Origin of the sequence: Tannerella sp. (assembly GCF_052170195.1) — a bacterium.
Classification (GTDB): domain Bacteria; phylum Bacteroidota; class Bacteroidia; order Bacteroidales; family Tannerellaceae; genus Tannerella.
The window spans coordinates 47,929-65,360 of record NZ_JBQNAZ010000003.1 but is presented as its reverse complement, the minus strand read 5'-3'; the positions used below and the strand labels follow the sequence as shown (position 1 = coordinate 65,360).

11 protein-coding genes are annotated in these 17,432 nt (G+C 49.4%); 8 read left to right on the top strand and 3 right to left on the bottom strand.

Translation table 11 applies throughout. The features are described 5' to 3' along the window. Both ACTTKA_RS01555 and ACTTKA_RS01550 read right to left on the bottom strand, forming a co-directional pair. Nucleotides 1-1,815, bottom strand: a complete 1,815-nt coding sequence (locus ACTTKA_RS01555; protein WP_442723710.1) for a TonB-dependent receptor — start codon at nucleotides 1,813-1,815, stop codon at nucleotides 1-3. Between the two features lie 32 nt (nucleotides 1,816-1,847). After that, nucleotides 1,848-4,847 carry a tetratricopeptide repeat protein gene (locus ACTTKA_RS01550; protein WP_442723709.1) on the bottom strand — a complete coding sequence of 1,000 codons (3,000 nt, stop codon included), beginning with the start codon at nucleotides 4,845-4,847 and terminating at the stop codon, nucleotides 1,848-1,850. A gap of 309 nt (nucleotides 4,848-5,156) precedes the next feature. Here ACTTKA_RS01550 and ACTTKA_RS01545 point away from each other — a divergent pair, with 309 nt between their 5' ends. The 7 genes from ACTTKA_RS01545 (at nucleotide 5,157) to ACTTKA_RS01515 (ending at nucleotide 12,827) form a co-directional block, all read left to right on the top strand. Then, the gene (locus ACTTKA_RS01545; protein WP_442723708.1) at nucleotides 5,157-7,211 is read left to right on the top strand and encodes an alpha-L-fucosidase; all 2,055 of its coding nucleotides are present in this window, start codon (nucleotides 5,157-5,159) and stop codon (nucleotides 7,209-7,211) included. A gap of 54 nt (nucleotides 7,212-7,265) precedes the next feature. Continuing rightward, nucleotides 7,266-7,931: a MarC family protein gene (locus tag ACTTKA_RS01540; RefSeq protein WP_442723707.1), complete on the top strand. Its 666-nt coding sequence runs from the start codon at nucleotides 7,266-7,268 to the stop codon at nucleotides 7,929-7,931. 286 nt (nucleotides 7,932-8,217) lie between these two features. Further along, entirely contained in the window at nucleotides 8,218-9,492 is a 1,275-nt protein-coding gene (gene purD / locus ACTTKA_RS01535; RefSeq protein ID WP_442723706.1) for a phosphoribosylamine--glycine ligase, read from the top strand. 12 nt (nucleotides 9,493-9,504) lie between these two features. Beyond that, the gene (locus ACTTKA_RS01530; RefSeq protein ID WP_442713058.1) at nucleotides 9,505-10,521 is read left to right on the top strand and encodes a hypothetical protein; all 1,017 of its coding nucleotides are present in this window, start codon (nucleotides 9,505-9,507) and stop codon (nucleotides 10,519-10,521) included. Then, the gene (locus ACTTKA_RS01525; protein WP_315303053.1) at nucleotides 10,509-10,958 is read left to right on the top strand and encodes a YqaA family protein; all 450 of its coding nucleotides are present in this window, start codon (nucleotides 10,509-10,511) and stop codon (nucleotides 10,956-10,958) included. The genes ACTTKA_RS01530 and ACTTKA_RS01525 overlap by 13 nt, the downstream gene beginning before the upstream one ends. Nucleotides 10,959-11,253: 295 nt before the next feature. After that, nucleotides 11,254-11,424, top strand: a complete 171-nt coding sequence (locus ACTTKA_RS01520; RefSeq protein ID WP_442723705.1) for a hypothetical protein — start codon at nucleotides 11,254-11,256, stop codon at nucleotides 11,422-11,424. 14 nt (nucleotides 11,425-11,438) lie between these two features. Continuing rightward, nucleotides 11,439-12,827 (top strand): alpha/beta hydrolase family protein, encoded by a 1,389-nt coding sequence (locus tag ACTTKA_RS01515; protein WP_442723704.1) that lies wholly within the window; start codon nucleotides 11,439-11,441, stop codon nucleotides 12,825-12,827. A 74-nt stretch (nucleotides 12,828-12,901) separates the two neighbouring features. On the opposite strand, the gene ACTTKA_RS01510 is transcribed toward ACTTKA_RS01515, so the two are convergent. Further along, the gene (locus ACTTKA_RS01510) at nucleotides 12,902-14,035 is read right to left on the bottom strand and encodes a lactonase family protein (protein ID WP_442723703.1); all 1,134 of its coding nucleotides are present in this window, start codon (nucleotides 14,033-14,035) and stop codon (nucleotides 12,902-12,904) included. A 377-nt stretch (nucleotides 14,036-14,412) separates the two neighbouring features. On the opposite strand from ACTTKA_RS01510, the gene ACTTKA_RS01505 reads away from it, so the two are divergent. Further along, nucleotides 14,413-17,430 carry a SusC/RagA family TonB-linked outer membrane protein gene (locus ACTTKA_RS01505; RefSeq protein WP_442723702.1) on the top strand — a complete coding sequence of 1,006 codons (3,018 nt, stop codon included), beginning with the start codon at nucleotides 14,413-14,415 and terminating at the stop codon, nucleotides 17,428-17,430. Nucleotides 17,431-17,432: the final 2 nt, after the last annotated feature.

Below are 17,432 nucleotides of genomic sequence, written 5' to 3'. Positions count from 1 at the left end.
TCAGAAATTGAGGTTGACACCCGCCAGCACATGAAACGGCTGAGTAGGGTAAGCGTACCACAGTTCCTGCTGCCTGTTCAGCATATTATTCACCTTTACATAAGCGCCGAACGTATCGTTGAAGTTATACGTCGCCGTAAGATTCAGATCGTTGATGTTCGACAGCTTAATTTCTTTCTGATGGAACAGCGTATAACGATTCGCACCTAAATAGTATCCCAGTGCCAGCGTTAGCGGACGGAACGGACGGACGGCAAGATCGGCATGAAGCTCCAACTCGGGGCGTCCGTAAGCCTTTTTATAACCATTCCCTTTGCCGGAGAGCCACGTGTTGCCATCTCCGTCACGCAATGACCAGTTATGGTACACGCCTTTGATCGAGGCATCGACCCATTTCTGATAGGCATACTTCAACGACGCACCGACGCGAAACAGCGAAGCGTCCGGCTGATAAGCGAAGCTGTAATTCCCAAAATCGTGCTTGGCTCCGACATAATTAGCCGGAACGAAAAACACCTCATTTTCCGTAATTTTGTAACCACCGAAGAATTCCATCCACATGTTCGGAACGAAGCCGCTTCGGATGCCCAACTCCAAATCCAGCCATGTGCGCGACGGTCTCACCATTAACCCATGATCCGTATAACGGTTCAGTCGTGAGATCGAACGTGCATCGTTCATTCCAATACCGCCCCCGGCATAGAGGTATAGCATCGTCTTATCCGCTATTTTTCCTTCGGCCGAAATATTGGGCGACAGAAAAAGTTTGGACGAATCGCCGGTGATGAGCATCACGTTGGCTCCTAACTGTAACTTCCAGTTATCGTCTGCGTAACGGTAATAAGGCGTCACGGTGATTTGGGCCTGATTCTGATAGCCGAAGGCGAGGGTATCGCCTCCCTTATTGTTCGAAGGATACGTATAGTTGAAATAATCCAGCTTACCGGCAAGACCTACCCGTTGAGGGTTATTGCTGAAACGTGAGCTAAAGCCCAGCTGCAGAGTGAATCGATTTTCACGTATGCCATCCACGTCGACGGTATGTCCGTATTTTTGTCCGAAGCGCTGATATTCAATATCGAGCAGATAGCCAAGCAAGGCGTCTTCTTTCGATCGGATGCCAACGTATGCGTTCATGGTCTGGTTTACCTGATTCCTCTCGCGATCAGCGGGGTAACTCTGTGGTAGTAGCAGATTGTTGCCCGGTTGTTGGATTCGGTAGAGCGAGTCTAAGGGGAAACCGTAATAATTAAACCCTGTGTAGCCATATTTCCCTCCGAGGCGCAACGTGCCAAAGTCGAAATGATGATGAAAATGGATTCCTCCAAGGTTGTCATTGAGCTTGGCTTTTTGTTTCATGCCACTTCCATCGTAGTCTTTTAACTTGCTACTCGTCGAACGGTGAGAAAAGAAAACATTCAGGAAATCCGTCCGGTTATTTAAAAGATGATAGCCGAAATCTCCTTCTACATTCATGTTCATTCCCGTACCGAGACGAAGATACCCGCGACGTTTGTTGTAAGGGATGGCCGTCATGATTTTACCCGAAGGAAGCACGACGATCTCCTTTTCCGGATCGGCCGGCAGGGTGAACGGTGAATATTCGATCGTATGCTTCGTCACTTTCGGCTCTTTCAGGTCGGGGAGGCGATTGACCTTATTCGCATCTTGTACACTCGGATCATATTCGCGTTCGAGCGTCATTTCATGGTTCAATTTCGTTTCCTTTTCCTGAGCCGCAAGCGTCAGATTACTACTTAATAAAACAGCTGCGATCGATATCCGTATTTGGTTCTTCGTTGTCATCTTCTTCATTTTTTTCATTGACATTTCGACTATCCTTTTCTTTATTTCAGTTTTGCGAGTCGTTCCGTTATCATTCCGGCAATGTCATCATTGCCTTTGTAATTCTTTTGCAGGCTTGTGAGGTATTGACGTGCTTGAAATTTATCTCCTTTCCGAACATACACGTCAGAGAGCAACACGAATCCGCGTGCAAGCCAATAACGATGGGTCGTACCTTTCTCTATGAAGTTCAGCAATTCCTTTTCGGCCTTGTCAAGCTCGTTTCCGTCGTAATAAGACTTAGCTAATAAGTATTTAGCCTCAGCTCCGTAGACCGTACGCGTATCTTTACTCAATGCCTGCAGATCGACCCGGGCTTTGTTTTCTTCACCCAAGCCGAGATACGATTGAGCGCGCAAGTAACGGGCTTCGGCCTCTACTTCGGGTCTGAGTTTCGAACTTTTTAGCAGTTCATCGGCTGCCAGCAAGGCTTCGGTCTGTTGTCCTGTCTGCCGGGCACAGCGCATGATACCCAGTCTGGCCGCCTCACGATTATGAGCCGTTTCAGCGATAGCTGCCAGCCATTTGAAACTCTTGATGGCTTCCGCACAATCTTTTTGCAGGTATTCCACCTCTGCTTTGCGTGCTACCGACTCTTCGAGAAATTTCGTATTGCCGCTTTCGGCTACCGCCGCATAGCGTGTTCGGGCCTCATCGTAATGTTTCTGCGCAAAAGCAATCTGGGCCAGATAATAATTGGCATTCGAGCTGAACGCTCCACGCGGGAATTGCTGCAAATAATTGTTCAAACTCCGGCGCGCCCCTTCATTATCGCCACGCATAAAGAGCTTCTCGGCGGCAAAATACGTTAGAGAATCCTGTTCGCTTGCATCGAAACGCGTCGATGTGTTGCCAAGCGAGTTGACGTAGCTCGCATACGATGCCACATCGTTCATATCCACATAGACCGATTTCAGGTCCTGCACGGCCGTCTTTGCTTCTTCACTGCCCGGATAGTCGCTGATCACTTTCTTATAGGCTTCGACGGACCGCTCTGGCTGGTTGTTGTTGAAGTACAGAAGGCCGAGTTGCAAACCCGATTTCCGTGCCAGACTGCTCTGTGGGAAACGCTGTTGCAGCTCTTTGAAAGCGTCGGCCGCCAGATCGTAGTTTTCCATCAGCACATACGAACGTCCTTTCTCATACAAGGCGTCGTCTGTGTAGGGGGATTCGGGATATTCACGGATAACCCGGTCCATCAGGCTGATCTTTCCTTTGTAATCTTTCTGCAATCCCAGAAGGAATCCTTTCTGATAAAGCGCATAATCTCCGCTCGAAGGCTGCAATGACGCGGCGCGTGTGTATTGCTCTTCGGCCGACGTGAACTGACGGTTATGGAACAGGCAGTCGCCGATTCGGTTATAGGCATCGGCCAGCGATATCGCCGATGTGTTTTTTTCGAGGTCGACATACTGCCGGAAAGCTGACTGTGCCGCTTCGTAGTTCTTCTGCTTGAAATGGCAATATCCCAGATTATAATGTGCAAGCGCATAAGTATTGGAGGCTCGGTCAGGCGTATTTGCTGCGAAGGCACGGAAGTCTGAGGCCGCATCACTGAAGTTATGCTGACGGTAATAAGCCTCTCCGCGCCAGAAGTAGGCGTCGCTATAGGCTTCCTTGTCATAGTTCCCTAATGCGATGGCGCTGTTGAAGTAATCGACGGCCTTCTCGGGCTGTTGGTTAGCAAAAGCCTGTGTTCCCAATCGGAATAATACGTTTTGACGCGCAGCTTGGATCTTGGCTCCCGGTTGGCGTATCTTTTCGATCGAAGCCAATGCTGCTTCATAATTCTTTGTGGTAAGATACACTTCAGCCAAGTAATCGTTTACTTTGTCCGTGTATTTCGAGTCCGGAAAACGGTTCAGGAAATCTTCGAAAATGGTGACTGACTCGCCAAATCCGGTAAATGACGTCTCGTGAATCAGCAGAGCGTAGTTATACATGGCCGTTTCCTGCACCTGCTTGTCGAATTCGGATGTCGTGGCCATCTCAAAGGCCATGCGTGCCTTATTTTTATCATTCGTCTTGAGGTAAGACTGTCCTAAATAGAGGTAGGCATTTTGTGTCAATGCATCTTCTTCATCAATGGCTTCAGTCAACGCTTCGATCGCCTGGTCATAATTGCCTTGATTATAGTGGCAGACACCTAAAATATACATATCGCCACGAAGTACGGAATCCGTATGAGCCACATATTTTTCCAGCCGATCAATCGCTTTCGATGGCTCGCCGTTCCGGTAGTATGCATTTCCCAATAACCGGTATATCTCCGAATTATTCGCACTATTCGGGTAAGCTCGCAAGAGCTCTTCACCATCTGCGATGACCCGGTCGTAACGATTTTCAATAAAATTGATCTGGGTGATGTAATAAAGAGCCTGTTCGCGATAAGTCAGACTATTTTTCAGCCGGTTAAATCCGGTCAGTGCTTTTTCATAGTTACCTGTGGCATAATCGATATAAGCCAGATAGTATGAAGCCGCTTCTTGATAGGTTTTTCCCACTTGCTGGATCCGGGCGAAATAATTCCGTGCCGTTCGCAGGTCGTTCGTCTGCAATAACGCATAAGCCATGCGGAACGCATAAGCCTCCTGCTGCTCTTCGTCGAGGTAATCGATTTCGGAGCGATTAAACCATTCGATCGCTGCCTGATAATTCTCCTGTGCAAAGTAGGCTGAGCCAAGCATGAAGCAAATCTCGTCTCCATGACGTGTGTCGGGATAAGTCGTCAGATAGTTCTCGAGTGTCTCGATGGCTGCCGGATGATCTTGTCCGAAAGCGACGCAGACCAGCATATAGTCTGCTTCCTGAATCAGGTCGCGATTGGTCGATTGTGCTTTATAAGCGTTCAGTTTGTCGGAGCAACCGGGATAGTTTCGTAAATGAAACAGCTCTTTCCCCTCGTGAAATAACCGGTCGGACGACTCGAACCGATGCGTACGCTGTCCGTATGTCAGACAACATCCTGTCATCAAACACAGCGAAATAACAATCTTCTTCATACGTTTCTAATGGCTAATGGCTTACATTATTATTTGCGCAAAGATAACCATCCTTTCCAGAAAATGAGATTAATTTCTGTTATTTTATTGTAATTGTCGCAGTGTAAAGGCGGCTCTTTTCGATATTGATGATGCTCTTGTCACAAACCAAATACATCTTGTGTCAAATTTTCCGAGTCATTTTTGTCGTTCTTTTGTTTTGACTTTTCGCACCTCAAAAAAATGGCCTGTGAATCGTTAAAAGAAGCATCTGTCTCAAAAAAAGCTATATCTTTGTATGGTCATTCATCATGATAAACAATCTTAGTAATGAATATAAAACATTTTTTTGTTGTCGGCTGTATAACAGCCTCTCTCGGAGCATGCGGCAGCGGAGTTTCCGAAGCTCCGGCACCGATTCTGCCGGTTCCTACGCCTGAACAGGTTGCCTGGCATAAAACGGAAATATACGCTTTCGTACATTTCGGGTTAAACACATTCAACGACCTGGAATGGGGTTATGGCGATACACCCGCATCGACATTCAACCCTGAGAATCTCGATTGCGACCAGTGGGCACGCATCATCAAGGCCGCCGGATTCAGAGGAATTGTTATTACGACAAAGCACCATGACGGTTTTTGTCTCTGGCCGACGGAAACAACGGAATACAGCGTAAAAAATTCGCCATGGAAAGACGGCAAGGGCGATGTGGTGCGTGATCTTTCCGAAGCATGTAAGAAATACGACTTGAAGTTTGGCGTCTATCTCTCGCCGTGGGATCGGAATCATGCCGAATACGGCCGTCCCGGATACGTAGAGACGTACCATAACCAGATACGTGAATTGTCGTCAAACTATGGTCCGCTTTTTGAATTTTGGTTCGACGGGGCAAACGGTGGTGACGGCTGGTATGGCGGCGCTAACGAAAAACGCTCGATCAATGCCTCCACTTACTATAACTACGAGAAGGCACGCGAAATCATCAAAGAAAAACATCCCGATGCGATGATTTTCGGAGGTACGGTACCCGACATTCGCTGGATCGGTAACGAAAGCGGATGGGCCGGCGACACGCAATGGAGCATCTTCGGAACAGAGCCGGAGCACAACTATCATTACAAACAGAGCCAGTGGGGCGATGAGCACGGATCGAAATGGCTCGGCGGCGAAGTCGATGTGTCGATTCGTCCGGGATGGTTCTATCATGCCAGCGAAGATCATCAGGTACGCACACTCTCGCAGATGGTCGATTATTACTATCGCAGCGTGGGACATAATGCGAATCTGATTCTGAATTTCCCCATCTCTCTGCGCGGAACGATTCATCCTTTCGACTCGGCACGAGTGATGGAATGGGCCGAAACAATTCGCAACGATTTAAAAGAAAATCTGCTTACCCTGGCTACGGTTAAAGCATCAACCGTACGGGGAAGCAAGTACACCGCCAAACAGGTGCTTGACGGAGATTGGGATACTTACTGGGCTACGGCAGACGGAGAAGTAAGCGGCGATCTGACATTCTCTTTCTCGGAGCCGACGGCTCTGAATCGCTTCCTGATTCAGGAATATATTCCGCTGGGCCAGCGGGTCCGTTCATTCGTCATCGAAGCCGAGCACGAAGGTCAGTGGACACCTGTCGAGGCTTATGATTCTACGACAACGGTCGGTTATAAGCGTATTGTCCGTTTCCAGACCGTCACTGCAAAACAGTTCCGGATACGTTTTCTCGATACCCGTGGTTCGCTTTGTATCAACAATGTGGAAGCATTTCTGGCGCCTGCGCTGATGGTCGAACCTCGTATCGTTCGTAACGAGAAAGATGAAGTAAAGATTCTGCCGGGCGATAAAAACTCGGTTGTTTATTACACAACGGACAACTCACAGCCTTCCCTCGAGTCGACACGTTACGATCACCCATTCTCATTTGCGCAAAAAGGCCGTATCAAAGCCGCCTGCTATGATGCGACATTTGATAAGTGGAGCCCGGTTACTACGGCCGAGCTGGATATTCCGGCCTCGTCGTATGAGATGGCGGACGAAAAGATGACGGCTCTTTTCGATGGCGATGGAAATTCGCTGTATACGTTGCCCAAGGGCGAAAACTCGCTCACCATCGTTCTGAAAGAGAAAGCAACGATCGCAGGATTCCGCTATCTCCCGAATCAACAGCGCTATGCCGATGGGCATATTTCCTCGTATCAGGTTTTTGTCGATGGGAAAGAGGTGGCGAAAGGCGAGTTCTCCAATATCCGCAACAATCCCGTCATGCAGGAAGTACGGTTTGCCCAACCGGTCGAAGGAAAAACGCTTCGCCTTGCGGCAAAGAGTATCGTCCTGAATCCGCCCGTAAGAATCGGCGACTTCTCTCTGATTACAGAATAACAACGTGAGAACAGAGGAATTAATTTTTCAGCCGTATCAATATAATTTATAAAAATGGACTCAGGACTTTTGCCTTTTGCCTTACTGTGTTTTACATCTTTCTTTACACTGACGAACCCGTTAGGAACGATGCCTGTTTTTTTGACCATGACAAACGGTATGACCGAGAAGGAACGCCGTGCCATTGTACGCCGCGCTACCATCGTCGCCTTTCTCACCTTGATGGTTTTCATCTTTTCCGGGCAGTTTTTATTCAAATTTTTCGGAATTTCGACGAATGGCTTTCGCATCGCCGGAGGAGTGATTATCTTCAAAATCGGATTCGATATGTTGCAGGCGCGTTATACTTCGCTTCGGCTGAAAGATGAGGAGATCAAAACATACGCCAACGACATTTCCATTACGCCGCTCGGTATCCCGATGCTCTGCGGGCCGGGAGCGATCGCCAATGCCATCGTTCTGATGCAGGACGCGCATACCATCGAGATGAAAGGCGTGTTAATCGGCATCGTGGCGCTCATCTATCTCTTCGCTTTTTTCATGCTCAGCGCCTCGACCCGTCTTGTTAAAGTGCTCGGAGAAACAGGAAACAACGTCATGATGCGTCTGATGGGATTGATTCTGATGGTGATTGCCGTCGAATGCTTCGTGAGCGGGGCCCAACCGATTCTCGTCGATATCTTAAAGGAAGGAACGATGCCTCTGCCCCTGACGGAATGATGTGGCCTCCATTATGAAGATGTGCGCAACGATCTCCGCCTTCATTTTTATCACAAAGCCCCTTCCTTGCCGAAAAAGGGGCTTTCATTTTGCCGCCTCCGTTTATTTTTGATCCGATAAATACTTTTACAAGACAACAATAATTCCATATCTTTGCGGGAAATATTGGCGGTATGCAAGATGCCACTGCGAAAATCAGCCCGTTGACAGCCTTCCGATGGCTTTGTGCAAGAAGAAGGGACATTGGGGCAAGAGAGAATAGATAGACGAATAAACAAGAAGAACGATGAATATATTGCTTTTAGGTTCGGGAGGACGCGAGCATGCACTGGCATGGAAAATGGCTCAAAGCCCGAAAGTCAGACAACTTTATATTGCCCCCGGCAACGCAGGGACTGCTTCTGTCGGAACGAACGTGGAGTTGCGTGCGAATGATTTTGCAGGCATCAAAACGTTTGTGTTGGCGAATCACGTCGATATGGTCGTTGTGGGGCCGGAGGATCCGCTGGTGGCAGGAATCTATGACTATTTCCGCGATGATGATGAACTGGCTCCCATCCCGGTCATTGGCCCGAGTCGTGAAGGAGCACAACTGGAAGGGAGTAAAGACTTCGCCAAGGCCTTTATGATGCGGCATGGCATTCCTACCGCACGCTACCGCAGCTTTACCGCCGACGAGCTGGTAGCCGGCGAGGCCTTTCTCGAAACCTTATCTCCTCCTTACGTGCTGAAAGCCGACGGGCTGGCGGCCGGTAAGGGTGTGCTGATCATCGATTCGCTCGACGACGCACGGAAAGAATTGCGCCAGATGTTGCAGGGTATGTTCGGCGAGGCGAGCCGCACGGTCGTTATCGAGGAGTTTCTCGACGGTATCGAATGCTCGGTGTTTGTCCTGACCGATGGCAACGATTACAAAATCCTTCCCGTGGCGAAAGATTACAAACGGATCGGCGAAGGAAATACCGGCTTGAACACCGGCGGTATGGGGGCCGTATCACCTGTCCCGTTCGCCGACGCTGCTTTTATGCAAAAGGTAGAGGAGCGTATCATCCGCCCTACAGTCGATGGGCTGCGCGCTGAAAGCATCGACTACAAAGGGTTTATCTTCCTCGGACTGATTAAGGTCAAAGGTGAGCCGATGGTGATCGAATACAACTGTCGTATGGGCGATCCCGAAACGGAAGTGGTGATGCTGCGTATCAAGAACGACCTTGTCGAACTGCTCGAAGGAGTAGCCCAAGGTACCCTGTCCACATGCGAACTGATCGAAGATGAGCGTGCAGCTGTTACCGTGATGCTTGTCAGCGGCGGATATCCCGAAGATTATGAAAAAGGTAAAATCATCACCGGACTTGATACAATCCGTACACCCGACCGTATCGTGTTTCATGCCGGAACGACCCGGAAAGACGGATCCATTGTTACATCGGGCGGACGTGTCGTTGCCATCAGCTCATACGGGATCACGAAAGAAGAGGCCTTGAAGAAATCATACGCCGGAGCGGAGGCCATTGATTTCGAAAGGAAGTATTACCGCCGCGATATCGGCTTCGATCTGTAAACATCACCGGATATGGGACGAGAATCCGAAGTGTTTCGGCGCAGAAAACGGATCAATCTGTCAAGCCTGCCCAACCTCATCCTTACCGTACTGGTCTGTCTGGTATGTTGGACGGTAGGATATCAATACTCGGCGGGCTATCCGGTCGTTTGTGATACGGGCGCCTCGCCGGTGTGGGAAGCGGTCTGTGCCATATTGCCCGACAAACGTTTTACCTACCTGATCGGATGCTTGCTGATCTGTTTACTTGCTTTTATTATACAGCGAATCAATTTTTCGTTCGTCATCGTCCGAGGAAAGACGCTGTTGCCTTTTCTCTTTTTCCTGCTCTTTGTCAGCACCAATCCGGATATTTTCCCCCTTCGTCCGGCCTCTCTTGCTCTTTTCTTCCTGCTCGGAGCGTTGGCCGAACTGTTCAGTTCATACCAAAAACCCGAACAGACAGGACGCGCTTTCAACTTGTCCGTGTTCCTGAGTCTGGGCAGTCTGATCTGGCCGCATCTGCTCTGGATGGTGCCGCTTTTTTGGTTCGGGATGTACCGTCTGCATTCACTGACACCTCAAAACCTGCTCACTTCCGTGCTGGGTATCCTTACCACATTCGGTTTCGCATTTGTCTGGTGTATCTGGAAGCATGATTACACCATCTTCATTGTACTGAAGGAGCAATTGACGACCATCCATCCGTTCTTTCTGAGTAACCCTCTGCGAATCGAATGGCTCAGTTCGATATGTGTCGTTTGCCTGACGATTATTACGTATATCTATATCTTACTGCACGAATTCGTGCATACCATACGTACGCGGCAATTTCTTTCCTTTCTGCTGGTCTTTGCATTCTATTCATTAATACCGCTCGGCCTGTACGAACACTATTCGGTCGATTTTTTATGCCTCTTCTATGTGCCCTCATCCATGCTGATAGCCTATTTCTTCTCCGACCGACGCAACCTGTTGACATACTTGTTCTACATCCTGATTGTCATCTTCCTCGTACTCTTGCTGCTCGTTCGTTTATGGACTTTCTGATCGATTACGGATACATCGGTGTTTTCATTGCCTCTTTTCTGGCTGCCACTGTCCTTCCTTTCAGTTCCGAGGTCGTGCTCACGGGAGCACTGCTGGGCGGCGCATCGTATCTGCCCTGTATGATTGCGGCGACAACAGGTAATTTTCTGGGCGGAATGACATGTTATTGGATCGGGAAAGTCGGGAAAGTTGAATGGATCAAGAGATACCTCCGGCTCAACATCGACAAGCTGCTTAAAGTGCAGCATTGGATCAGCGGGAGAGGCTCATGGACGGCTTTTTTCGTCTTCGTACCCGGTATCGGCGATTTTATTGCCGTGGCACTGGGTTTTCTACGTGCCAACGTATGGTGGGTCGCTTTCTGGATGCTGCTCGGCAAAGCCACCCGCTATTGGGTATGGATGGAGCTGGTATATAAAGTACAGGGAGTCGTCTGAATCTCTGCTGTCTTTCGGCTGAAAAGCCTTGTTGGCAGGTTGTGTATAACAGGCTGTCAGGCATTTCTTTGTTCAAGTCGACAAAATATCACATGGGATAAAGTCCGGAGCTTATGACACAGATAAAATGTAGAACCCCTATCGTCAATGGATGAGTTGGATGACAAAAGATTATTTCAGAGAACCTTTTTCAAACAAGAAGATGGATTGAAGAATAAATATTACCCGATAATTCAGGCATTTTATTCAAAAACAGCATTATTTTTGCAAAGCGAATCGAAAAGAAGAACAAATCATGTTGCCTGTTTTCTGTCCGGGCTTCCGGACGCCTCTCAACGTAAAAGCCTTACCGCGCGATGTTGCATTACTGAATATCGTGAAAGTCTTCGGCGCAAGACGGGACGAAGAACGGGTTGCCGGCTTTATGGTCGGACTGATTATTTCCGAAATGATATCCAAAATATGAATACACTTTTTGCTATGAAAAAAATGATGTTATGTCTTGTAGCGATGCTCTTGACGGGCACGCTCTCAGCACAGGAGATTACCGGACCATGGAGCGGAAGTATGTCCGTGAGCGGTATCAAACTGCGCCTCGTGTTTCACATTCAGCAAAGCGAGCAGGGACTTTCTGCTACGCTCGACAGTCCCGATCAAGGCGCGAAAGGCATTCCGTGCGACACGGTCACATTCAACCCTCCTGCGTTGCGCATCGTTATGCGAAGCCTGGGAGCTTCTTATGATGCCGTATTGGCAAACGATACGCTGAAAGGCACCTTCTCGCAGGTGGGGATGAAGATGCCGCTTGATATGGTTCGTAACGATACGTCGGGAGTTGTGTCCAAGCGCCCGCAAGAGCCTCGTCCACCATTTCCGTATCATACCGAAGAGGTCACGTTCGTTAACCCGACCGATAACATCACGCTGGCCGGTACGTTAACGCTTCCTGCGAAGGAAGGGAAGTATCCCGTTGTCGTCCTGATCTCGGGCAGCGGCCCCCAGAACCGTGACGAAGAGTTGATGGGACATAAACCCTTTCTGGTGATAGCCGATTACCTGACCCGAAACGGTATCGGCGTGCTGCGGTATGACGACCGCGGCACGGCACAGTCCGGCGGCCGTTTCTCTACGGCTACCTCGTCTGATTTTTCCAACGATGCCGAAGCGGCCGTCGAATACTTGAGGACTCGCCATGAGGTAGATTCTCTCCGGATAGGGCTGATCGGCCACAGCGAAGGAGGCGTCATCGCTCCGATGGTAGCAGCGAGGAACAAACGCGTGTCGTTTATCGTGATGCTTGCCGGGGTAGGTGTGCCCGGCCATGAATTAGTGAAAACACAGGTCGAAGATATGGCTAAAGCATCGGGTGTACCGGACAGTGCACGTAAGATAGGCAATGACCTTATGGCAAAGGTATGTGACTTGATTCTTACATGCAGCGATCGGGAGCATCTGTTAGACAGTCTGACTGCCTGTATAAGGCAATCCGTACAAGCCGTTCTGCCGAGCTCTTCCCCGGAAGAGCAGGATGTGTATATCCAATCCCAAGTAAAACAGATGCTCTCTCCGTGGATGCAATACGTTCTGCGCTATGATCCTGCCCCAACGCTCCGAAAAGTAACCTGTCCCGTGCTGGCACTCAATGGCACGAAAGATACGCAAGTTGCCGCGCAATCCAATTTATCGGCTATCCGGAAAGCGTTGGAGGAGGGAGGAAATACCGATGTCACCGTCCGCGAACTCCCGGGGTTGAATCATCTTTTCCAAGAGTGTACGACGGGAGCCCTCAACGAATATGCTACAATCGAACAAACGTTTGCCCCTCCGGCACTCGAAATCATCGTCTCGTGGATCAAGGAGCGGAAGTAAAAAGAGCTTGTAGAAGGCGATCTGTTCGCTTTCTACAGGCTCTTTTTTAGAATACGGAATGGCCCCAGCGCAAGCTATCTTGCTCCGAATCGGAGACACACCGGCCGATGCACGAGAATATCTTGCCGTGTATCGGTTAACAGGCCATTTTCCGGATTACGTCGGAAAACTTGTATCTTGTGTTCATCACGACAGGCTACGAGCAGATACCGTCCGTCCGGAGTAAGCGCGAAATGGCGCGGATGCTTTCCGGTAGGCTGGTAACCTGCCTTCGTAAGCGTTCCATCTGTCGAAGAAACGGCAAAGATGGCGATACCGTCTCCCTCTAATCGGTTCGAAGCATAGAGGTACTGTCCATCGGGCGATATTTTGATGTGAGCGCTCCCACGTGCTCCAATACTGTCGGCTACGATCCCTTGCTTCACTTCCATAGCTCCGTTATGATCATGATATACGACCACCTGTCCCGACAATTCTCCAAGTAGATACAGATATTGCCCATTGGGATGGAAATCGAAGTGGCGCGGACCAGTCCCGGGAGGGGTTTGGATTACTTTTACCGAGTTTTTATCGAACGGTATCGAGTCGGGAGTTATCTCGTATCGATAAAGATGATCCGTACCCAAGTCCGACGCAAACAAATAACGGCCGTCGGGCGAAAAACGTACCGAATGCAGGTGGGGCTGTTTCTGACGCTCCGGATCGAGTCCTTCGCCCTTGAAAGAAAGCAGTTGTGTGAGAGGTTGCAAGCTTCCGTCCATATGAGTGGGAAAGACGGAAATACTTCCTCCGCCGTAATTAGCGGTTACGACCCGCTGTCCCATCGGATCGAGCTCGATATAGCAAGGTGAGCTTCCGCCTGTTTTCTGCGAGTTGAGAAGCGTAAGCCTGCCTTCTGTGGAGTCGAAAGAAAAAGCGTGTACGTAGCTGTCGTCAATGCCGTTCTCACTTACGGCATAGATTCGTGTCAGGTCTGCGTTCAGAGTCAGAAACGAGGGATTCGAGACTTCTGTCATGGTAACAGAGTCGGCTGTTCCGGTAGCCTCATCGAAACGATACACATAAATTCCTCTACTTTCTCCGGGGGAGGTATACGTCCCGACGAACAAATAAAGACTTTCTTCGGGGATCGGTTGCTTCGTATCATTCTTTTTCCCGGAGCAAGCAACGATCAACGGACACATCAATAAGAGGGTAAAGAATCTCATCAGATTTTTTGTTTTTTATTCAAACGATAAAACGTGTCGTTTCTTGTATAGTCATGCATATATTTTTCTGCACTCTACGATGGTATTTATGATCGGACTTCCGGTTTACAGCTGTTTCCTCGCCATACGTATCCGAGAGGAAGAAAAAGTCATGAAGGGAATGTGGAGTTCCACCAGCTAACACTTTGTATGGAACGATTAATTGAACTGGAATAAAAGACTATAGCAACCTTTGCCGTAATGAAGCCGTAGGGTTATGGGATATGTTTTATAGCATGGCGTAACGTTGCAGCAGGTCGTTTTTTGGGTAGTAGGAGGATTATCGGTTTTTTTGTGAAAAAATCCGATTTTTGCAGTAACATTAAAAAAGAATACCCATGAAATGTAAATCGCTACTTATTTTTAGTTTTCTGCTGATACCGTTATGGCTTTTTGCCCAGCAACACATAACCGTCTCGGGTGTGGTAACGGAGCAAGCCACCGGCGAGCCCGCCATTGGTGTCAGTATTCTGGTAAAAGGTACGACGGCCGGGACCGTGACCGGGATCGACGGTTCGTACACGTTATCCGACGTTCCGGCTCAGGCAACGTTGGTCTTCAGTTATATCGGTATGACGACGGTGGAGCAGGCCGTCAACGGACACTCACGTATCGATGTGAAGATGTCGGAAGATCAGCAGGTATTGGACGAAGTTGTGGTTATCGGTTACGGAAGCGCCAAGAAGCGTGACCTTACCGGGTCGATCGTCAGTATCAAAGCCGCCGAGTTTGCCGATCGTCCGTCGACGAACCCATTGGCTTCCATACAGGGGAAACTTGCGGGAGTGCAGGTGGTCAATGCCGGACAGGCCGGACAGGATCCGGAAATTCGTATCCGCGGTACAAACTCGATCAACGGATATGCGCCGTTGTATGTTGTGGATGGACTGTTTTCTGACAACATCAACTATTTGAACCCTGCCGATATCGAGTCGATGGAAGTATTGAAAGACCCTTCATCACTCGCGATTTTTGGTGTTCGCGGCGCCAACGGGGTGATTATCGTGAATACGAAACGCGCCAAATCCGGGCAGACGGTTGTGAACATCAACTCATCGTTCGGATTCAGAAACGTCGCCGACCGGATGTCGATGACCAATGCCGCTCAGTTCCGCGAACTATATGATGAACAGCGAGTCAATCAGGGACTGGGCGCATACGACTATGCGAAATGGAATGCCGATACCGACTGGCAGGATGTGATCTTCCGGCAGGGTTTTATGACGAACCACAATGTGAGCATCACGGGCGCCAGCGAGAAGAACCGTTTCTACTTAGGTCTCGGCTACACATCGGAGGAAGGCAATATTCTGCATGAAAAGTACTCGAAGGTAACGGCTAACCTGAACAGCGATTATCAGGTGACTGATTTTTTGCGCTTCGGATTTCAGGTAAACGGTTCGCGTACATGGCCGTCCGATGCCAAAGGCGTATCGGGAGCCATCCGGGCCGCACCGATTGCTCCGGTCTATCATGAGAAAACCGGCCTGCTGCATACGCTCCCTGATTTTCAGCGGGCACAGGTGTGGAACCCGATGATCGACGTGGAAACGCGAGCCGGACATGCGGTCGGCGTAAACAACCGGGTGGCCGGAAATATCTACGGCGAGGTGGATCTTCTGAAAAATCTGAAATTTAAAACTACCTTCTCGTTGGATTATGCCGTAGGGGAAGTGCGGAGATTCAGTCCGATTATTTATGTGTACAATCCCGATGTTGCAGGCAAAGAGAATCTGACCGACCGCGAATCGGTATCGCAAAATAAATCGACACGTACCGTCGCACAGAGCGACTATATTCTGACTTACGACTTGTCGTCGGGCGGACACAGCTTGACGGCGATGGCCGGATTAACCACAAATTATACCGAATATTCGCTACTGGAAGGCGCAAGAGAACAACATCTTAACGATATCATCTTTTCGATTCCCGATAATGACAAGGATAAATGGTGGATTTCCTCGATCGATGCGAAAGCTTCGTCGAACGGAGGTGCACAACACCGCCGTTTCACCATGTCGTACCTGCTTCGGGCGTTATACAGCTATCAGAATAGGTATTTGCTCAACGTGTCGTACCGTCGCGACGGCGCTTCGGTGTTCCGTTCGGTAGGCAACACGTGGGAGAACTTCTATTCGCTCGGTGCAGGCTGGGTCGTTTCGGAAGAGGCGTTCATGAAAAATCAGTCGATGATCGATTACCTGAAGCTGAAAGGCTCGTGGGGAGTGTTGGGAAGCCAGAATACCGGAGGTTTCCATTATCCTACGTATCCTCGACTGGAGAACTCGGGCAGCGCTGTTTTCGGCGACAACATCATCGCGGGCTACTCGTTGAAGTATCTGCCCCGTAATCTGTCGTGGGAGAAAACGCACGCATGGGAGGCCGGTCTCGAGATTGCTTTCTTCGGGAATCGGCTTCGTATTGAGCCGGTGTATTATAACAAGGTAACGAAAGATATCATTGTTTTGTTGTCGGGTTTCTCGGGGGCGAAAAATTCGCTCGAAAATCTCGGAGAGATCCGTAACCGGGGCGTGGAGCTTTCGGCTTCGTGGTCGGATAAGATCGGGGAAAGTGGGCTGAAATACACCGTATCAGGTAACCTGACGACAATCGACAATCAGGTGCTTTCGCTCGGACGTGGCCCCGAGGATGCCATCTTTGAAGGACCGAAAGGCATCTCGCGTTCTATGGAAGGGTATCCTGTGGCACACTTCTACGGTTATCAGGTTATCGGCGTGTACCAGAACAAAGAAGACGTGAAGCGTTACTACCCGAATAAAGTCGGCAGTCCGGCACCCGGCGACCTGAAGTTTAAGGATGTGAACGGCGATGGCGTGATCACGCAGGACGACCGTACGATGATCGGTAATCCGACACCCGACCTTACCTACGGTTTCAACGTCAACCTCGAATATCGAAACTTCGATCTGGGTGTCGACATGATGGGAGTCTATGGCAACGAAATCTACCGGACCTGGGATGACCCGACGTATGCTCAGTTAAACTACCTTACCTCGCGGATGAACCGCTGGCACGGTGAAGGTACGTCCAACTGGGAGCCGATTCTGAACCCGTCGCGGGCATTGAATCTGCTAAATTCAAACTATTTTATCGAAGACGGCAGTTTCTTCCGCATACGTAACGTTCAGTTCGGATACAAACTCCATCCGGCACTGTTGAGCAAGCTGCATCTGAAGTCGCTGCGACTGTACGCGAATATTCAGAACCTGAAAACATGGCGGCGTAACACGGGATACACGCCCGAGATGAAAGGCTCGGCCTTGGAATCGGGTATCGACAGAGGAACGTATCCCATGCCGGTGATTTATACTTTCGGATTTAACTTAACTTTCTAAAT

Bases quoted from the DNA above. Each gene is read 5' to 3' on its own strand.
- ACTTKA_RS01555 (WP_442723710.1), bottom strand. From the start codon at position 1,815: ATGAAGAAGATGACAACGAAGAACCAAATACGGATATCGATCGCAGCT.
- ACTTKA_RS01550 (WP_442723709.1), bottom strand. From the start codon at position 4,847: ATGAAGAAGATTGTTATTTCGCTGTGTTTGATGACAGGATGTTGTCTG.
- ACTTKA_RS01545 (WP_442723708.1), top strand. From the start codon at position 5,157: ATGAATATAAAACATTTTTTTGTTGTCGGCTGTATAACAGCCTCTCTC.
- ACTTKA_RS01540 (WP_442723707.1), top strand. From the start codon at position 7,266: ATGGACTCAGGACTTTTGCCTTTTGCCTTACTGTGTTTTACATCTTTC.
- purD (WP_442723706.1), top strand. From the start codon at position 8,218: ATGAATATATTGCTTTTAGGTTCGGGAGGACGCGAGCATGCACTGGCA.
- ACTTKA_RS01530 (WP_442713058.1), top strand. From the start codon at position 9,505: ATGGGACGAGAATCCGAAGTGTTTCGGCGCAGAAAACGGATCAATCTG.
- ACTTKA_RS01525 (WP_315303053.1), top strand. From the start codon at position 10,509: ATGGACTTTCTGATCGATTACGGATACATCGGTGTTTTCATTGCCTCT.
- ACTTKA_RS01520 (WP_442723705.1), top strand. From the start codon at position 11,254: ATGTTGCCTGTTTTCTGTCCGGGCTTCCGGACGCCTCTCAACGTAAAA.
- ACTTKA_RS01515 (WP_442723704.1), top strand. From the start codon at position 11,439: ATGAAAAAAATGATGTTATGTCTTGTAGCGATGCTCTTGACGGGCACG.
- ACTTKA_RS01510 (WP_442723703.1), bottom strand. From the start codon at position 14,035: ATGAGATTCTTTACCCTCTTATTGATGTGTCCGTTGATCGTTGCTTGC.
- ACTTKA_RS01505 (WP_442723702.1), top strand. From the start codon at position 14,413: ATGAAATGTAAATCGCTACTTATTTTTAGTTTTCTGCTGATACCGTTA.